The organism is Enterococcus saccharolyticus subsp. saccharolyticus (genome assembly GCF_029023825.1).
GTDB classification, from domain to species: Bacteria; Bacillota; Bacilli; order Lactobacillales; family Enterococcaceae; genus Enterococcus_F; species Enterococcus_F saccharolyticus.
Genome location: NZ_CP118957.1, coordinates 619101 through 635206 on the forward strand (window position 1 = coordinate 619101; position 16106 = coordinate 635206).

General features: G+C 37.9%; 20 protein-coding genes, 2 pseudogenes and 1 other annotated feature. Of the genes and pseudogenes, 14 read left to right on the forward strand and 8 right to left on the reverse strand.

Features of this window, described 5'->3' with window-relative positions; all coding sequences use genetic code 11:
- Position 1 precedes the first annotated feature (1 nt).
- Positions 2-961: a diacylglycerol/lipid kinase family protein gene (locus PYW32_RS03210; protein ID WP_016175768.1), complete on the reverse strand. Its 960-nt coding sequence runs from the start codon at positions 959-961 to the stop codon at positions 2-4.
- Between the two features lie 464 nt (positions 962-1425).
- Here PYW32_RS03210 and PYW32_RS03215 point away from each other — a divergent pair, with 464 nt between their 5' ends.
- Entirely contained in the window at positions 1426-1698 is a 273-nt protein-coding gene (locus tag PYW32_RS03215) for a hypothetical protein (protein WP_016175767.1), read from the forward strand.
- 56 nt (positions 1699-1754) lie between these two features.
- Here PYW32_RS03215 and PYW32_RS03220 read toward each other — a convergent pair whose 3' ends face one another.
- Together PYW32_RS03220 and cbpA are read right to left on the reverse strand one after the other, a co-directional pair.
- Positions 1755-2252, reverse strand: a complete 498-nt coding sequence (locus PYW32_RS03220; protein WP_016175766.1) for a QueT transporter family protein — start codon at positions 2250-2252, stop codon at positions 1755-1757.
- Positions 2253-2413: 161 nt separating this feature from the next.
- Positions 2414-3049, reverse strand: a complete 636-nt coding sequence (cbpA, locus tag PYW32_RS03225) for a cyclic di-AMP binding protein CbpA (protein WP_016175765.1) — start codon at positions 3047-3049, stop codon at positions 2414-2416.
- 145 nt (positions 3050-3194) lie between these two features.
- Between cbpA and rpmG the strand changes: the two genes are divergently transcribed.
- From rpmG to sdaAA, 6 genes and pseudogenes are all read left to right on the forward strand, one after another.
- Positions 3195-3347 carry a 50S ribosomal protein L33 gene (gene rpmG / locus PYW32_RS03230; RefSeq protein ID WP_016175764.1) on the forward strand — a complete coding sequence of 51 codons (153 nt, stop codon included), beginning with the start codon at positions 3195-3197 and terminating at the stop codon, positions 3345-3347.
- An 11-nt stretch (positions 3348-3358) separates the two neighbouring features.
- On the forward strand, positions 3359-3529 hold the full coding sequence (secE, locus tag PYW32_RS03235) for a preprotein translocase subunit SecE (RefSeq protein ID WP_016175763.1): 171 nt from the start codon (positions 3359-3361) through the stop codon (positions 3527-3529).
- 193 nt (positions 3530-3722) lie between these two features.
- Positions 3723-4268, forward strand: a complete 546-nt coding sequence (gene nusG, locus PYW32_RS03240; protein WP_016175762.1) for a transcription termination/antitermination protein NusG — start codon at positions 3723-3725, stop codon at positions 4266-4268.
- 75 nt (positions 4269-4343) lie between these two features.
- A pseudogene (locus tag PYW32_RS13300) lies at positions 4344-4607 on the forward strand (amidohydrolase); the annotation flags it as partial.
- A gap of 40 nt (positions 4608-4647) precedes the next feature.
- Entirely contained in the window at positions 4648-5313 is a 666-nt protein-coding gene (gene sdaAB, locus PYW32_RS03250) for an L-serine ammonia-lyase, iron-sulfur-dependent subunit beta (RefSeq protein ID WP_016175761.1), read from the forward strand.
- A gap of 12 nt (positions 5314-5325) precedes the next feature.
- Entirely contained in the window at positions 5326-6198 is an 873-nt protein-coding gene (sdaAA, locus tag PYW32_RS03255) for an L-serine ammonia-lyase, iron-sulfur-dependent, subunit alpha (RefSeq protein ID WP_016175760.1), read from the forward strand.
- A 205-nt stretch (positions 6199-6403) separates the two neighbouring features.
- Here the strand turns inward: sdaAA and PYW32_RS03260 are convergent, their stop codons facing one another.
- Together PYW32_RS03260 and PYW32_RS03265 are read right to left on the reverse strand one after the other, a co-directional pair.
- A complete protein-coding gene (locus PYW32_RS03260) occupies positions 6404-7297 on the reverse strand; it encodes a ribokinase (RefSeq protein WP_016175759.1) in 894 nt (297 codons plus the stop codon).
- Between the two features lie 18 nt (positions 7298-7315).
- Positions 7316-8167 (reverse strand): alpha/beta fold hydrolase, encoded by an 852-nt coding sequence (locus PYW32_RS03265; RefSeq protein ID WP_016175758.1) that lies wholly within the window; start codon positions 8165-8167, stop codon positions 7316-7318.
- Positions 8168-8393: 226 nt separating this feature from the next.
- Here PYW32_RS03265 and rplK point away from each other — a divergent pair, with 226 nt between their 5' ends.
- The 5 genes from rplK (at position 8394) to PYW32_RS03290 (ending at position 11284) form a co-directional block, all read left to right on the forward strand.
- Positions 8394-8816 (forward strand): 50S ribosomal protein L11, encoded by a 423-nt coding sequence (gene rplK, locus PYW32_RS03270; protein ID WP_016175757.1) that lies wholly within the window; start codon positions 8394-8396, stop codon positions 8814-8816.
- A 109-nt stretch (positions 8817-8925) separates the two neighbouring features.
- Positions 8926-9615: a 50S ribosomal protein L1 gene (rplA, locus tag PYW32_RS03275; RefSeq protein ID WP_016175756.1), complete on the forward strand. Its 690-nt coding sequence runs from the start codon at positions 8926-8928 to the stop codon at positions 9613-9615.
- A gap of 62 nt (positions 9616-9677) precedes the next feature.
- Positions 9678-9802: a sequence feature (ribosomal protein L10 leader region), on the forward strand.
- 45 nt (positions 9803-9847) lie between these two features.
- Positions 9848-10351 (forward strand): 50S ribosomal protein L10, encoded by a 504-nt coding sequence (gene rplJ / locus PYW32_RS03280; protein WP_016175755.1) that lies wholly within the window; start codon positions 9848-9850, stop codon positions 10349-10351.
- A gap of 62 nt (positions 10352-10413) precedes the next feature.
- Entirely contained in the window at positions 10414-10779 is a 366-nt protein-coding gene (rplL, locus tag PYW32_RS03285; RefSeq protein ID WP_016175754.1) for a 50S ribosomal protein L7/L12, read from the forward strand.
- A gap of 82 nt (positions 10780-10861) precedes the next feature.
- The gene (locus PYW32_RS03290) at positions 10862-11284 is read left to right on the forward strand and encodes a DUF1810 domain-containing protein (RefSeq protein WP_016175753.1); all 423 of its coding nucleotides are present in this window, start codon (positions 10862-10864) and stop codon (positions 11282-11284) included.
- A gap of 34 nt (positions 11285-11318) precedes the next feature.
- On the opposite strand, the gene PYW32_RS03295 is transcribed toward PYW32_RS03290, so the two are convergent.
- Positions 11319-11660: a metal-sulfur cluster assembly factor gene (locus tag PYW32_RS03295; protein ID WP_016175752.1), complete on the reverse strand. Its 342-nt coding sequence runs from the start codon at positions 11658-11660 to the stop codon at positions 11319-11321.
- A 174-nt stretch (positions 11661-11834) separates the two neighbouring features.
- On the opposite strand from PYW32_RS03295, the gene ilvD reads away from it, so the two are divergent.
- On the forward strand, positions 11835-13538 hold the full coding sequence (gene ilvD / locus PYW32_RS03300) for a dihydroxy-acid dehydratase (RefSeq protein WP_016175751.1): 1704 nt from the start codon (positions 11835-11837) through the stop codon (positions 13536-13538).
- 102 nt (positions 13539-13640) lie between these two features.
- Here the strand turns inward: ilvD and PYW32_RS03305 are convergent, their stop codons facing one another.
- Positions 13641-14609 (reverse strand): ABC transporter permease, encoded by a 969-nt coding sequence (locus PYW32_RS03305; protein ID WP_016175750.1) that lies wholly within the window; start codon positions 14607-14609, stop codon positions 13641-13643.
- 28 nt (positions 14610-14637) lie between these two features.
- Between PYW32_RS03305 and PYW32_RS03310 the strand changes: the two are divergent.
- A pseudogene (locus PYW32_RS03310) lies at positions 14638-14748 on the forward strand (NAD(P)-dependent oxidoreductase); the annotation flags it as partial.
- Positions 14749-14762: 14 nt separating this feature from the next.
- On the opposite strand, the gene celB reads toward PYW32_RS03310, so the two are convergent.
- Positions 14763-16094, reverse strand: a complete 1332-nt coding sequence (gene celB, locus PYW32_RS03315) for a PTS cellobiose transporter subunit IIC (protein ID WP_016175749.1) — start codon at positions 16092-16094, stop codon at positions 14763-14765.
- Between the last annotated feature and the right edge of the window lie 12 nt (positions 16095-16106).

The window sequence follows — 16106 nt, forward strand, 5'->3', positions numbered from 1 at the left end:
TTTAGCACCAAAAAAGTTGTGTCGTTAAAGCAATCGCTAAATCGTACGGTCCTTTTCCTAACACTTCGCCATCTGCTTGTGAGAATTGTGGTGTCGGCGAAACAAGCCGTACTTTCGTTCCGGAAAGATGGTGGTAATATTTTGATAAATGATGTTTTTTTCGTAGCAATAAAAAAATTAACCAGGCTATTTTATACATGGGTAAACGCTCAACGACGACTAAATCAAGCGTGGTTTTGTTGATGTCAGCCATTGGTGCAATCCCCACACCTCCACCAAAATAGGGATGATTTGTGGTAGTACATAAAAAAGCTTTGTCGTAATGATACGTCTGACCATTGGCTTCAATTAAAATTGGAAAGCCTTTTTGTTTGAATAAGACATGAATAACAGAAGCGATATAAGAAAATGAGCCAAGATTGTATTTATTTAAATTCTCTTTTGTTACAGAATGATTGGTGCGATGAACAATGGCAGCATCTAAACCAATGCCGATATTATTCACGCTAATACCACTACGTTCTTGAATCGCTTCTTCATAAGTCAAAATATTGACACTTCGCGGTTGTGTTGTGTGAATTATTCGTTGGAAAGCTTGTTCGGCTTCTCTTGGTAAACCAATGCCTCGAGCAAAATCATTTCCTGACCCCGCAGGAATATACGCAATCGGCCGTTCTTTGCCCATCATTTTTAATTGGTTAATGACTTGATGTAGCGTACCATCTCCGCCAATGACAACTAGTAAGGGAAAATATTCCTTGGTTGATTCAGAATCAAAAGGACGTAACGTATGCTCTGCCAGTTCTGCCACGAGTTCTAGTTCATGATCAGGGTATTGGGTCAGGTAGGTTGTAAAAGAATAGTTCTGCTGTTTCATTAATGAACAAATCTGATCACTAACTTTTTTTCCGTTTCCTCCGCCAGCTGCTTGATTGACGAGAAGATAGTAATGAAATTTCATAATAGTTATTATCTCCAAAATTTTTTCTGCTAAATATTATAACATGGAACGAATCAGAGTGTGTAAAAAAGGAATTTTCCATAAAAAAATGCAAAAAAATAGAATCCGATGAGAGAGGGTAGTCAATCTATCTGTCGTTCATAGATTAAGTGTGATAACAATGGAAGGTTCTGATGTCCACTTCGTCTTGTTTTTATCTCGTCGGATTCCTATTCAGTTAGTAAGGAGTTATTCAAATTCCCACATCCTTTTCGTTTACTCGAAGATTCACAACAATTCTTTTCAACAGCTCCTACGTCGGCTGTATTACTGGGAATTACTGCTCCTTACACTTATTTTATACCATGCTATGTCGATTTTTGCAAGCGATTACACTTTTACCGGTAATTGTTATTTAATAAAGAAAGGATTTACATTTACGAAGGTCGTCTGCTATAATTTAATCTGTTAAGGGGAGTGAATGAATGAAATATTATCATCTTATTAGTGGTTCGATGATGTTGTTTGGCGTCCAGTATTTGCTACAAAATATTTTACAAATCCCTCTTGCTGCATGGGTCAGAATACTTTTTTTTATTTTACAGTTTATTATTTTTATTGCGTATGCTTTGTTACTATGTGTCTTGCTATTTGCTTCGAAACGGCAAAAAAGAACCTTTAAGCAACAACCGAAGCAACCACATACACCAGCAAATATGCAAAAGATAATTTCGTTAAATAATTTACCCAAGGCCTGATCCAAGGTTTTTTTTTATGCACAAAAAAGAGGTTGTACTCACAACCTCTCGCTGACTTATACTTTTTCTGCAAAGTGTAATTTACTATCAATATAATACATAACTGGCGCTGAAATGGTCATGATGATGAATTCACTTAACGCAGTTGTACCGTAAGTTGGCCAAAATGGTAATTCCAATGTGATAGTTAACATTAAAGCAATTAAAAACATACTTGCTGTAAAGAATAGAATGTTTAATACCATCCGTACTTTCACATCTTTAATGACATTTTGTAAAAAGGCCGTTAACGTTAGCGCCAATAGCGTTTGTCCGCCACCAAAAATGACATCAAAAATACCAAAACCAAAAAATAAATTATAGACAAGAACACCGCCGAAGACGCCCCACATGAGTTTGCGATTAAACACAACTAAATGGTTTAAGCTTTCAGATAAACGAAATTGGATCGCACCTGATGAAAAGGGTAAAATAAAACTTAAGACGACATATAACCCCATAATGATGGCATTGACGATAATGAGATATAATTTGTTGTTCCGATGAGTTGACATTGTTTTTCCTTCTTTCTCCGAGTTTTGATGACGCGGGATGGTTGATGAACCGCGGTCTGTAAAAAGAGCAACAGATTACATTGTAGAAGGCTTTAACAAGAAAGTCAATGAAAAACTAAAAGAGGCTGTGACCAGAGTGTGTTGTCACAGCCTTTTTTGTATTAAGCATTTAAATCTTCAATTTCAACAACTTTAAATTGTTTGTTTTCTAATTGCGCAATAATTTTATCACGGAGTTCAAGACTTGTTCCTGAAGGTAATGTGATTAATGTACGACGAATAAATTCATCTTTGCCGACGTCTAACGTAATGCAACTAGCGATGTTGCTATACTTGGAAATGATTTTAGAAATCGCGGCAAGGTCTCCTTGTTTCCCAGTTGAAGCAATCGTTAAAACATAACTACCATCTTCAATACTCCACGATTGTGCAAGCATATTTAATAACGAACTGTGCGTTAAAATTCCATAAAATTGATTGTCGTAATCTAAGACGGCGATATAAGGTAATTCTTTAATAGTAAAGAATACGTGGAAGAATGAGTCCGTCACATGAATGAATTTTGTAGCATTTTTTAACAGATATGTCACAGGGAGCGTCATATCACCACCATTGGCTTTATGGCGATAAATATGCATTTTATAAATATTTCCACGGAAAATTTTGCATGACTTATCTAAAATTGGTACACAGCGATAACCAGATTCTTCTAAGATTTCTAGAGCTTCAGCAAGTGTATTTGTTTCGTTGACTGTTGTTAAATCTTGCTTTTTATATACCATTGTTTTTAATAACATTTTTCTTCCTCCATTTACGATTTTTTGACAGTCTTATCATACCACAAATTAACATAAAACTGGTCGGATAATTGACAGTATTTGAAAATCATGGTAACTTTACTAAATATGAAATCATTTTGAAAAATGAGCAGGAGGCAAAGAAATGGCCGGAAAAAAAGCAGCGTTAGCTTGTTCTGTTTGTGGTTCTCGTAACTATTCGAAATCAGTCAGCGAAGGCAAAAAAGGCGAACGTTTAGAGATTAATAAATTCTGTAAATATTGCAATCAATACACACTACATAGAGAAACAAAGTAAGGGGGAGCATCATGAATTTTTTACGTAGCGTCAAAGACGAAATGAAAAAAGTCACATGGCCATCAGGAAAAAAATTACGCAAAGACGTAATCGTGGTTATTGAGACTTCATTGATTTTTGCTGTCTTATTTTATCTTATGGATACAGGCATCCAATCATTATTTAGTTGGATTATAAAATAGTTGTTTGACAATGTCAGACTAGCGAAATTAGCCTAAGGGTGTTATACTGTGTGATGAGTGAAAAACTTCGGGGATTATCTGAGGTTTTTTTATTATTCCGTGAAAACAAATGATTTGTTGAAGCAACATTCGGGTTGAATTCCACCCGATAACCAGAGGGATTCAATTTATAAAAAGATAGGGAGCCAAAATAATGGAGTCTTTTGAAAAAAGTTGGTACGTACTACACACATATTCAGGTTATGAAAATAGAGTAAAAGCAAATATCGAATCTCGTGCACAAAGCATGGGAATGGGTGATTTTATTTTCCGTGTAGTGGTTCCAGAAGAAACAGAAGTAGAAGTGAAAAATGGAAAAGAAAAAGAAATCGTTCATAAAACTTTCCCAGGTTATGTATTAGTTGAAATGATGATGACGGATGAATCATGGTATGTTGTCCGTAACACACCAGGTGTAACTGGTTTCGTTGGCTCACATGGTGCCGGAAGCAAACCAGCCCCATTGTTACAAGAAGAAATCAATTCAATTTTACGTTCATTAGGTATGAGCACACGTTCTGTAGACTTAGAAGTACAAGTCGGCGACACAGTGAAAATTATTGAAGGTGCGTTTGCTGGTTTAGAAGGTCACGTGACCGAAGTAGACACTGAAAAAGAAAAATTAAAAGTAAATATCAATATGTTTGGTCGCGAAACAAGTACAGAGTTAGACTTTGAACAAGTAGACAACATTGATTAATTTGAAAGAGCAAAGTAATGTTTGCTCTTTTTTTCTTGCGTAAGTTTCGCTATGCTTAAATAAATTCTTTAGAAAGTTAGCTGGGTTTGTCCAACGGCTCAAGTCCTCATTGGTTGTGAACCTCAAGGAACGCCGCCACATTGTTGGCAATGGGTCGCAAATGGCAAGTCTTCTGTTGCACATAAAGGGTTACTATCGGCTGGAAAAGTGATTGCGACAACAGCCTATGATTTATTCACACAACCAGAATTAGTGGAACAAGCAAAACAAGAACACAAACAAACAGTCGGTAGCAAAGGGTGTCAATCCGCAATTCCAGCGGACGTATTGCCTCGTTAATTCACTTTGCGACCGAATTCAAGATAGATGAGGTGGAAACATGGAACAACTAAAATATCGCAGTGTCTTTGATATCATTGGACCGATTATGGTCGGTCCAAGTAGTTCACACACAGCAGGAGCAGCACGGATTGGTAAAGTGGTACGTAAGATTTTTGGTGAACAACCAGATACCGTAGATATTTATTTATATGAATCATTTGCTAAAACGTATCGTGGACATGGAACGGATATTGCGCTAGTTGGTGGATTATTAGGGATGGAACCTGATGATCCTCAGTTAGCAGATTCATTAAAAATCGCGCATGAAAATGGCATGGAAGTCTTATTTGTTCCGAAACAAGAAAAAGCGGAACACCCCAATATGGTTCAGTTGAAAATTACTAAAGGCGACCGTAAATTAACCGTGACAGGTAAATCAATCGGTGGTGGGAACATTCAAATTTCCGAATTAAATGGGTTTAAGTTATCTCTTTCTTTAGGTGTACCAACATTTATTATCGTTCATCAAGATGTTCCGGGAATGATTGCACAAGTCAGTCAATTATTGTCGGATGCCGCAGTAAATATCGGGACAATGACCGTGACTCGTGAATCAAAAGGTGAAAAAGCGATTATGATTATTGAAGTGGATGAGCGTAACGAAGCGATTTTAGAGCAGATTCGTGCCTTAGATTCGATTTATAGTGCCTCGTATTTTGGATAAAGGAGCAAGCAGATGTTTTTTTCAATTGAAGAATTAGTACAACAAAGTCGTGAATATCCCTCTGTTGCTGAATTAATGATTGCGACAGAAATTGAGTTGACAGGACGCACACGTGAACAAATTATTGAATTAATGGAACGCAATTTGCAAGTCATGGAACGTTCAGTCGAAGAAGGCGTAGCAGGTGTGACATCTGTGACGGGATTAACAGGAGGCGATTCGCCTAAAATGAACGACTACATTGCAGCCGGCGATTTTCTAAGTGGTGAAACAATTTTAACGGCTGTTCGTAATGCGATTGCTGTCAATGAAGTGAATGCGAAAATGGGGTTGATTTGTGCCACACCAACAGCAGGGAGTGCTGGCGTGGTCCCCGGTGTTTTGATGGCGTGTCGTGAACGATTGGCGTTGTCGCGCGCCCAACAATTAGATTTCTTATTCACTGCGGGAGCATTTGGTTTAGTAATGGCAAACAATGCGTCAATTTCTGGGGCTGAGGGTGGTTGCCAAGCAGAAGTCGGATCTGCTAGTGCGATGGCCTCTGCTGCATTAGCCGCAGCAAAAGGCGGCAATGCCCATCAATCAGCTCAAGCAGTAGCGATTACGTTAAAAAATATGATGGGACTCATTTGTGACCCAGTAGCGGGTTTAGTGGAAGTTCCTTGTGTAAAACGTAATGCTCTGGGGTCTTCACAAGCATTTATTTCAGCAGATATGGCGTTAGCCGGTATTGAAAGTGTGATTCCACCCGATGAAGTAGTGGAAGCAATGTATCAAGTAGGCCGTCAAATGCCCGCTACTTTCCGAGAAACAGCAGAAGGTGGTCTAGCAGTAACACCAACAGCACAACGACTAACGAAAGAGATTTTAGCTAAACAATCTTAACTGTGAGAAAATTTCTCGTTCGTCGTAGTTATGAATAACTATGATAATTTTCTGAAAATTAGTTGTTTTAGTTTTCAAGTATGATACAATAAATCTCATCGAATACTAAAAAATAACCACACTGACTTCACAAAAACCAGCAAGTCTAGTGCGTAAGCATGAACAAACACAAGAGGCAAGATTCCGTTTGAGAATCTTGCCTCTTTTACATATACGAATGAATTGCTTCACGTGTAGGCATGCCACTTTGAGCACCTAGTTGTTGGACGGAAAGTGATGCACCGATTGTGGCAAATCGAACGGCATCAGCAAATGATTTTTGTTCAGCTAATTCTGCTGCCAATAACCCATTAAATGTATCTCCAGCACCAGTTGTGTCGACAACTGTGACAGCTAAGGCAGGGATTGTCGTGACACTATTGTTTTCAACGAAAGAAGTTCCTTGTTTGCCACGTGTGACCAATAAACGAGTGGCATGTTGCTTACTCCAAGCAAGCATCGCTGCTTCTAACGCTTCATCAGAAGTGAATTCTTTTCCAATCATTTGCGCAAACTCTGTTTCATTGGGGGTGATGATGTCGATATCAGGTAATAATTCCAAACAATCTACATGAAAAGGCGCTGGATTCAAAATCGTTGTTAATCCGGATTGTTTAGCTAATTTTAAGCCAGTCGCTACAGTTGCCAATGGAATTTCTAGTTGTGTTAAAAAAGTATCAGTCGCTTGCCACTGTTGCACAAGTGTCTCATCGATTGTGCACGTTGCATTGGCACCAGGTAAAACGACGATAGCATTGTCTTGCGGTAACTTGAAAATTGCCGCTATTCCTGTGGCGTGATTGTTCTCTTTTGTGACTTGCAACGTGAGCGATTCTTGATTTAAAGTTGTTAAGATTTTATCCGCAAAGGCATCGTTTCCGACTGTCCCAATTAAAGTGGTCGCATCATTGACTCGTGAAGCTGCGACTGCTTGATTGGCACCTTTCCCCCCAATAAAATAATCGACGTCTTCACCTAATAAGGTTTGACCGATGATCGGTAATTGATTTGTCTTCATGACAATATCCATATTTAGACTACCTAAAACAATAACAGACATCTTTGCTCCTCCTTCACATTATTCGTTCCATAAAAAGGTTTGTAATAGTTGATCAACTTCGGTATTTTCATGTAGTTGACTGTGCTGTGCATTTGTAGAAATAATTGTATACGAAATCGGTAAGTGATGTTCTTTTAACAAAGCGTACACTGACAAAGCACTACTTAAAGGAACCGTACCATCGCTTAAATCCATTTCACTTAGTTGTCCAGCAATCAATTGGACAGCAAAGGTAGGCATTGTTGGCATCATCGCTTGATAATCTTGATACCTTGCAGAATATTTTGTGGGTCCATTCCTTAATAAATCATCTAATGTTTGACTAGTAGCAACAAAATCATTGAAGGGTGCACCGATAGCCGAAAATTTTTCTACCTGTGGCAAAGTCGCATCTTCTCCATAAGTTCCTAGATACCGTAGACTGCTGACACCGCCCATTGAATGGCCTACTAAATTGACTTTTTCAACGCCAAATGTTTCCTTTAGGTAAGCCAGTGCTGCGCGCAGCCATTCTGCTTGGTTCCATTCATGACTTTCATTGTCTTGAAATAAAACTTGAATCATTGGATTGGTTGCTTCACCAGTTAATTCGCCTTCTGCTTGAATTTCGCCATCACTGGTGATGGTTAGCGTCATTTCTTTGGTAGCAACGTTATTTTCTTCCATTCGTTTTATTAAATGCCCAAAAGAGGAAGGTCCACCAGCATACCCATGGATGAATAAAGTAGGCGTGGTCGTTTTTTGGTCAACGACATCACTCGTTGTGGTAGTTGGTTCTTCATTTAAAAGGATGGCAGAAGTTGACGTAGGGGCTTTTTGGCTACAAGCTGTCAATATAAATAAACTTAGGATAAAAAATAATCGCTTCATATTATAGAACCTCTTTTTTTACATTTAGTATATGCTTGAAGAAATAAAAAAGAAAGTCTTACTGAAAAAATGAAAAAAGTGCATCAAAACTCTTGCTATTTTTTTTCATTTTGCTATAATGTTCAAGTGTGCATCGGAACACATCGTTTTGCGTGCACTGAAACAAGTGGGAGGAGAAATTTTGATCTCCAATTAACCACATCACGGACTCAAGGAGGTATGTCTCGTGGCAAAAAAAGTAGAAAAACTAGTTAAATTGCAAATTCCTGCAGGTAAAGCAACACCAGCACCACCAGTAGGTCCTGCATTAGGTCAAGCAGGTGTGAACATCATGGGATTCACAAAAGAATTCAACGCTCGCACAGCAGATCAAGCAGGTTTAATTATTCCGGTTGTTATTTCTGTATACGAAGACCGTTCATTCACATTCGTTACAAAAACACCGCCAGCAGCAGTATTATTGAAAAAAGCTGCAAAAATTGATAAAGGTTCAGGTGAACCAAACAAAAATAAAGTTGCTAAAGTTACTAGCGATCAAGTAAAAGAAATCGCTGAGTTGAAAATGGAAGACCTAAACGCAGCTAGCGTTGAAGCAGCTATGCGCATGGTCGAAGGAACTGCACGAAGCATGGGAATCACTGTAGAATAATTTTTACATTGAAACCTAAGGAAGTAGCTTCTCAGTTGGCTCTGTATTGAAAGATATAGAACACGTGGGAGGTTCTACCGTTATAACCACATCAAGGAGGAAACACAAAATGGCTAAAAAAAGCAAAAAAATGCAAGAAGCATTAAAAAAAGTTGATGCAACAAAAGCTTATTCAGTTGAAGAAGCAGTAGCATTAGCAAAAGACACAAATATTGCAAAATTCGACGCAACTGTTGAAGTTGCTTACCGTCTAAATGTAGACCCTAAAAAAGCGGATCAACAAATCCGTGGCGCGGTGGTTCTACCAAACGGAACTGGTAAAACTCAAAAAGTTTTAGTATTCGCTAAAGGTGAAAAAGCTAAAGAAGCAGAAGCTGCTGGAGCTGATTACGTAGGCGAAGCTGACTTAGCTCAAAAAATTCAAGGTGGCTGGTTCGACTTTGACGTTGTAGTAGCAACACCTGATATGATGGCTGAAGTTGGTAAATTAGGACGCGTATTAGGCCCTAAAGGTTTAATGCCTAACCCTAAAACTGGTACTGTTACAATGGACGTTACTAAAGCAATTAACGAAGTAAAAGCTGGTAAAGTAACTTACCGTGTAGACCGTAACGGAAACATTCATGTTCCAATCGGTAAAGTATCATTCGACAACGAAAAACTTGTTGAAAACTTTAAAACTATCCATGATGTATTAGTGAAAGCTAAACCATCAGCAGCTAAAGGAACTTACATGAAAAACATCACAGTGACAACTACATTCGGTCCTGGTGTACATGTAGATTCAGCTTCTTTCTAAAAAAATTAGAAAATAAATAAAAATAGTTGACTCAAACACCTTTCTTATGGTAAGGTGTTTGAGGTTAATAATTAACTGTACCGAAGACAGTAGGTGACTTTTGTCATAATTCCTACCGAGGACTTTATTGAGAAACTTCAATTGTCCCTCTATGTCTACGGTGGCATAGAGTTTTTTATTGTCTATTGAGAAGAAAAACTCTTCCATCAAAACCAGGAGGTGAATTTAAATAATGAGTGAAGCAGCTATCGCTAAAAAAGCAGCGATTGTTGAAGAAGTGAGTGAAAAATTCAAAGCAGCAGCTTCTGTAGTAGTTGTAGACTACCGTGGATTAACTGTTGATGAAGTAACTCGTTTACGTAAACAATTGCGTGAAGCTAACGTGGAAATGAAAGTTATCAAAAACTCTATCCTTTCACGTGCCGCTGAAGCAGCTGGTCTAGAAGGCATGAATGAAGTATTCACTGGCCCAACAGCAGTCGCTTTCAGTAACGACGATGTAGTCGCACCTGCGAAAATCATCGATGAATTTGCGAAAGACGCAAAAGCATTAGAAATCAAAGGCGGTATCATCGAAGGCAAAGTATCTTCATTGGAAGAAATTACTGCATTGGCGAAATTGCCAAACCGCGAAGGTCTTTTATCTATGCTTTTATCTGTACTACAAGCGCCAGTCCGCAACGTGGCTTACGCTATCAATGCAGTCGCAGAAAAAGAAGACGGAGATGCAGCTTAATTGCCGCATGATACACAATTAATTAAACTATAAAACTTTACCTATAATGGAGGAAAACAAAAATGGCATTGAACATTGAAAACATTGTCGAAGAGCTAAAAGGCGCGACAATCTTAGAATTAAACGACTTAGTTAAAGCTATCGAAGAAGAATTTGGCGTATCTGCTGCTGCTCCTGTAGCTGTAGCTGCTGCTGGTGGCGCTGCTGAAGAAGAACAAACAGAATTTACTGTTGAATTAACTGCAGCTGGCGATCAAAAAGTTAAAGTTATCAAAGCAGTTCGTGAAGCAACTGGCTTAGGCTTGAAAGAAGCTAAAGCTGTAGTTGATGGTGCTCCATCAGCTGTTAAAGAAGGCGTATCTAAAGACGAAGCTGAAGCATTAAAAGCTGCTTTAGAAGAAGTTGGCGCTTCTGTAACTGTAAAATAATCATTATTAATGATTTTGAACCTAGAAAACTTGATTATTCAAGTCTTCTAGGTTTTTTTGTCTCATAAAGGAGGAAGGTACATTGTCAGATAAGTTTGATTTGGATCGTTTTGTCACAAAACACCAAGAAGATTATGAAACGGCTTTGTCAGAAATTCAACAAGGGAAAAAGCAAAGCCATTGGATGTGGTATATTTTTCCACAATTAAAAGGGTTAGGAAAAAGTGACAGGGCTGAATTTTATGGTATTGCTTCTTTACCGGAAGCCGTGGCATTTTTACAACATCCATTGTTAGGAAGTCATCTAAAAGAAATCACCACAGCTTTATTGCCACAAACAGCGACAGCACGAGAAATTTTTGGGAAACCTGATGATCGTAAATTGCATTCTTCAATGACATTATTTGCTTTAGTTGAAGACGATTCTCTTTTTCAGGATGTATTAGATAAATTTTTTGCGGGTGTTTATGATGAAAAGACACTGAAATTGTTAGGTATTCGTTAAAAAAGCAGATTGAGAATATTCTCAATCTGCTTTTTTAATTTGGATTAATTCCTAATGCAATGCGTCCAAAACGACTAATACGAGTCATCTTCCAGGCAGGTGACCAGACAATATTGACTGTCACATCGTTAATCTCATCTAATTTTAGTAAGGCCCATTTGATTTCCTCGGGAACTGCTTCAATACAATCACAACCAATACCAGTAAAAGTCACGACAATCTCACAGTGTCCTTCTTCATCTAAATTAATTTCATAAATGAAACCTAAATTATAAATATCTAATCCAATCTCGTGGTCATGGACAGTTTGTAGTTGTTCAATGATTTTGTCGCCGATACGTGCGGCACGGTCATTTATTTTAATATCTTCTCGCATAACGATTATTCCTTTCAATTTTGAAAATTTAGTACATGGCTTATTTTTTCATGAAAAACTACTTTTTGCAAGTAAATTATTCATTGTTTTTTTACTTTATTTATAGTAGAATTTAATATTTATGTTAGAATATAATAAAACTATTAGAGAACATCTCGAAAGGAGCGTTTTAACGTGTCTAGTGAACAAAAAAAAGATATTAGAATTAGAAGTAATGTATATGATAACATGGTTAAATCACCAAACCGTGCGATGTTACGAGCAACAGGAATGGGTGACGAGGAATTTAAAAAACCGATTGTCGGTGTAATTAGTACATGGGCAGAAAACACTCCTTGTAATATTCATTTGCATGATTTAGGCAAATTAGCACGTAAAGGTGTTATTACAGCGGGCGGCTGGCCTGTCCAATTTGGAACAATTACAGTTGCTGATGGGATTGCGATGGGAACGCCGGGAATGCGTTATTCATTGCCTTCACGTGATATTATTGCGGATTCAGTAGAAACAGCTATTAGCGGCCATAACTGTGATGCTTTTGTAGCTATCGGTGGTTGTGATAAAAATATGCCGGGTTGTATGATTGCTATTGCCAATACAGAAATTCCATCTATCTTTGTTTATGGTGGAACGATTGCACCTGGAAACTTAGATGGCAAAGATATTGACTTAGTTTCTGTATTTGAAGCGATCGGAAAATGGAATCATAACGATATGACTGCTGAAGAAGTTCGTCGGATTGAATGTAATGCTTGCCCTGGACCTGGTGGATGTGGTGGTATGTACACTGCGAATACAATGGCTTCTGCGATTGAAGCAATGGGCATGAGCTTACCAGGATCTTCTTCACACCCAGCAACAACTGAAGAAAAATTACGTGACGTTGAAGCAGCTGGTGAAGCGGTCTTAAACTTGTTAGAAAAAAGAATTTATCCAAAAGATATTATGACGCGTAAAGCATTTGAAAATGCGATTACTGTTGTTATGGCATTGGGTGGTTCAACAAATGCCATCTTGCATTTAATGGCGATGGCACATGCAGCAAATGTAGAGTTGACATTGGATGATTTTAACGACTTCCAAGAAAAAGTCCCACATTTAGCTGATTTAAAACCAAGTGGACAATATGTGTTCCAAGATTTATATGAAGTTGGTGGCGTACCAGCCGTAATGAAATATTTATATGAAAATGGCTTTATCCATGGTGATTGCTTAACTGTAACTGGAAAAACAATTGCTGAAAACTTAGCAGAAGTACCTTCATTAAAAGAAGGCCAAAAAGTAATTATGCCATTAGAAAATCCAAAACGTAAAGATGGTCCATTGATTGTTCTGCACGGAAACTTAGCTCCTGATGGCGCAGTTGCGAAAGTATCGGGCGTAAAAGTCCGTCGTCATGAAGGACCTGCGAAAGTGTTCAATACAGAAGAAGAAGCGATTCAAGCAGTCTTAACAGATGAAATCGTTGATGGAGACGTGGTAGTGGTTCGTTATGTAGGACCAAAAGGCGGCCCTGGAATGCCAGAAATGTTATCCCTTTCTAGTATGATCGTTGGTAAAGGACAAGGTGAAACTGTAGCATTGCTAACAGATGGACGTTTCTCAGGTGGAACATATGGATTAGTTGTTGGTCATATTGCACCAGAAGCACAAGATGGTGGCCCAATTGCTCTATTACAAACAGGCGATACTGTTATTGTTGACCAAGATACGAAAGAACTTACGATGAAAGTATCCGACGAAGAATTAGCGAAACGTCGTGAAACGGTAGTGATTCCACCATTACATTCTCGTGGGGCACTTGGTAAATATGCGCATATCGTTTCTAGCTCAGCAAAAGGCGCGATTACTGATTTTTGGAAAAAAGGCGAATATTAATGAAACAAAAATAGGCGATACGAAATGCCTATTTAACAATAAACATCCGCACGATAGAGCCAAAGACTGCTCTGTCGTGCGGATGTTTGCCTGTTGTCGAATTTAACGTGTGGTTCGTTTATGCGGAATAAGTGAGACAACCCCTTTTTCGCGCATATTCATAAAATGAAGTACCATAAAGACTGCTGAAAAAGCGAGTAACACGAAGAGATTTAAACCAAGTGCTTCAAAAAATTTCGTATCATACGTAATGGTTTCGCCGATTAACATATTACTTCTAACAAACCAATACGTAGGTGTGAAAGCCGCAATTTTATTGACAATATCGGGTAAAAATTCTGATGGGACAAACACACCACTAATGAAACAACTTCCAAGAATAAAGACATTATTCACGCCACTTATCGTTTCACTGCTTTTAACCAAACTGGTAACTAAGGTTGAGAAGGTAATCATCGTTAAAAAGAAAGCTAGAATACTTAGACTAAAGAGACCAATGATTTGTGGATTTGCTAATTTGGAAACGTACATAATAAATCCGCTAAAACCAATTGCTGCAAGCAAAGCATAACTAATGGTCGCAATCGCAATTTTGCGAGAGAATCTTCTTCTAGAAACAGGGGAACAACTATTTCTCATTTTAATTTCTGGGCGATTAAAGGCTAAATTTACTAACCCATAAGCAGAGAAGATTGTCGAGAATAATCCGTAAGCTAATAAATTAATAAAGCGACCGGCGATACTTTGATTTACTTTTTGTGTATAGGTATGGTCTAACTTGACTGTCGCTTGTTGACGTAAGGTTTGCGTCGTTTGTTGCAATACTTCTTGCTGTGACAAATGCGGTTGTGCTTTTTGATAGAGTAAAAACGTATTTAAAAATTGATTGATGGTTGTATTAACCAATGTTTTGGTATAGGTTCCTGGCTTAGTTTGAATTGTTAACTGTGGTTTTTTACCGGCAGTTAATGCACGCGTAAATGACTCAGGAATTGTTAAAATATAATCGATTTGACCAAAATAAAGGGCATCATCCAATGTTTTTTGTGAAGTATCATCAAGTGTGACCACGCGTTGTTCTTCTTTGAGGTAGGTACTCAGTGCAGGTGACAGTTATATCAGTTATGCAGATTATGCGATTGCAGTTGTTGATGAAATTGAAAAGGGGACACACAAGCAAGAACGTATCTCTGTTTATCAAAAAAACTAGCGGGAATTTTCCCACTAATTTTTTTGTTGTTCTGCATATAATTTTCCATCGTATATTTTGAAAAATGGGTAATAAATGATGATCGAAATAGCTAAATTAATCAGTGCAATAAGTACTGCACGATAATCGCCGCCTGTTCCTAAAAAGGCGCCAATGCCAATTGGTGAAATCCAAGGAATACCAGAAATGATTTTGTTAACAAAACCAAAGGCGGTGGCAAAATAGGCAATAGATACATTGACGATCGGTGTGACAATAAAAGGAATAATCAGATAGGGATTATACACAATCGGTGCCCCAAAAATCACGGGTTCGTTAATGTTAAATAGCCCAGGTAAAATTGCTGCACGCCCTAAGATTTTTAACTGATCCGATTTTGCTACAAACATCATCAACAAAACCAAACCTAACGTACTACCAGCTCCGCCTAAGAAAATATACATATTCGTAAAGTCACCGGCAAAAATATTGGTTCCACCATTAATATTTTCTGTTAAGGACACCAGTAAAATAGGATTGATAAAGCTGTTTTTGATGATTGCTGTTCCATGTACACCAACAGCCCACAACAAATGAATCAACAGCATAATAACGACGATACCTAACCATGAACCTGTTAATTCTTTTACGAATTCAAATGGTTTAGATAATAAACCATGCAAATCTGTATGGAAAGTTGCTAAAACACCATTAATTATAAGCATTGTAAAAGCGATAAAGATTGCTGGAATCAAAGAAGCAAAAGATTTACTAACCCCATCAGGAACGCCTTCTGGCATGCGAATGGTTAATTTCTTACGTAGACAAAAACGATAGATTTGAGTCGCTAAAATCGCAGTTAAAATCCCAATGAAAATTCCGATACCACCAAAACGTGTGACCCAAGCACCCATGGCGACCCCATTATAAATAATGGATGTATCGTTGGTTTGTTGGATGAGTTGCGCGCCTTCGTTAGTAATATCGACTTGAATAATTGTTAATAAAAAAGCAAATAAACCTAGGATTGCTGCTACGAAACTACTCAATTCTTTGTCTTCTTGTCGATAGCTTTCAGTTAAGTAATACGCTGTAGCTAACGCATAAAAGATAGCAAGGGACCCAATTGACATCGTTGTAATCACGCTATATAAAGGTGAAAACTTCAACAACGTTTGCTCAAAAAACGGAGCGAGTGGTGGGATGATTTGCGGCAAATTATTGATAATTAAAAAGATAGAACCCACAATAGTAAAAGGTACCGTAATAATCCCAGCTTGCATAATTGCACGTATCAAACGTAAATTAGCGACTTTATTTAGCGGTGGCATTAATTTGGTTTCTAAAAATTGAAAGAGACGATTCATTCGAAATTCTCC

What these genes read in the sequence shown, in the direction of transcription:
- PYW32_RS03210 (WP_016175768.1), bottom strand. Translation starts at nt 961, where the DNA reads ATGAAATTTCATTACTATCTTCTCGTCAATCAAGCAGCTGGCGGAGGA.
- PYW32_RS03215 (WP_016175767.1), top strand. Translation starts at nt 1,426, where the DNA reads ATGAAATATTATCATCTTATTAGTGGTTCGATGATGTTGTTTGGCGTC.
- PYW32_RS03220 (WP_016175766.1), bottom strand. Translation starts at nt 2,252, where the DNA reads ATGTCAACTCATCGGAACAACAAATTATATCTCATTATCGTCAATGCC.
- cbpA (WP_016175765.1), bottom strand. Translation starts at nt 3,049, where the DNA reads ATGTTATTAAAAACAATGGTATATAAAAAGCAAGATTTAACAACAGTC.
- rpmG (WP_016175764.1), top strand. Translation starts at nt 3,195, where the DNA reads ATGGCCGGAAAAAAAGCAGCGTTAGCTTGTTCTGTTTGTGGTTCTCGT.
- secE (WP_016175763.1), top strand. Translation starts at nt 3,359, where the DNA reads ATGAATTTTTTACGTAGCGTCAAAGACGAAATGAAAAAAGTCACATGG.
- nusG (WP_016175762.1), top strand. Translation starts at nt 3,723, where the DNA reads ATGGAGTCTTTTGAAAAAAGTTGGTACGTACTACACACATATTCAGGT.
- sdaAB (WP_016175761.1), top strand. Translation starts at nt 4,648, where the DNA reads ATGGAACAACTAAAATATCGCAGTGTCTTTGATATCATTGGACCGATT.
- sdaAA (WP_016175760.1), top strand. Translation starts at nt 5,326, where the DNA reads ATGTTTTTTTCAATTGAAGAATTAGTACAACAAAGTCGTGAATATCCC.
- PYW32_RS03260 (WP_016175759.1), bottom strand. Translation starts at nt 7,297, where the DNA reads ATGTCTGTTATTGTTTTAGGTAGTCTAAATATGGATATTGTCATGAAG.
- PYW32_RS03265 (WP_016175758.1), bottom strand. Translation starts at nt 8,167, where the DNA reads ATGAAGCGATTATTTTTTATCCTAAGTTTATTTATATTGACAGCTTGT.
- rplA (WP_016175756.1), top strand. Translation starts at nt 8,926, where the DNA reads ATGGCTAAAAAAAGCAAAAAAATGCAAGAAGCATTAAAAAAAGTTGAT.
- rplJ (WP_016175755.1), top strand. Translation starts at nt 9,848, where the DNA reads ATGAGTGAAGCAGCTATCGCTAAAAAAGCAGCGATTGTTGAAGAAGTG.
- rplL (WP_016175754.1), top strand. Translation starts at nt 10,414, where the DNA reads ATGGCATTGAACATTGAAAACATTGTCGAAGAGCTAAAAGGCGCGACA.
- PYW32_RS03295 (WP_016175752.1), bottom strand. Translation starts at nt 11,660, where the DNA reads ATGCGAGAAGATATTAAAATAAATGACCGTGCCGCACGTATCGGCGAC.
- celB (WP_016175749.1), bottom strand. Translation starts at nt 16,094, where the DNA reads ATGAATCGTCTCTTTCAATTTTTAGAAACCAAATTAATGCCACCGCTA.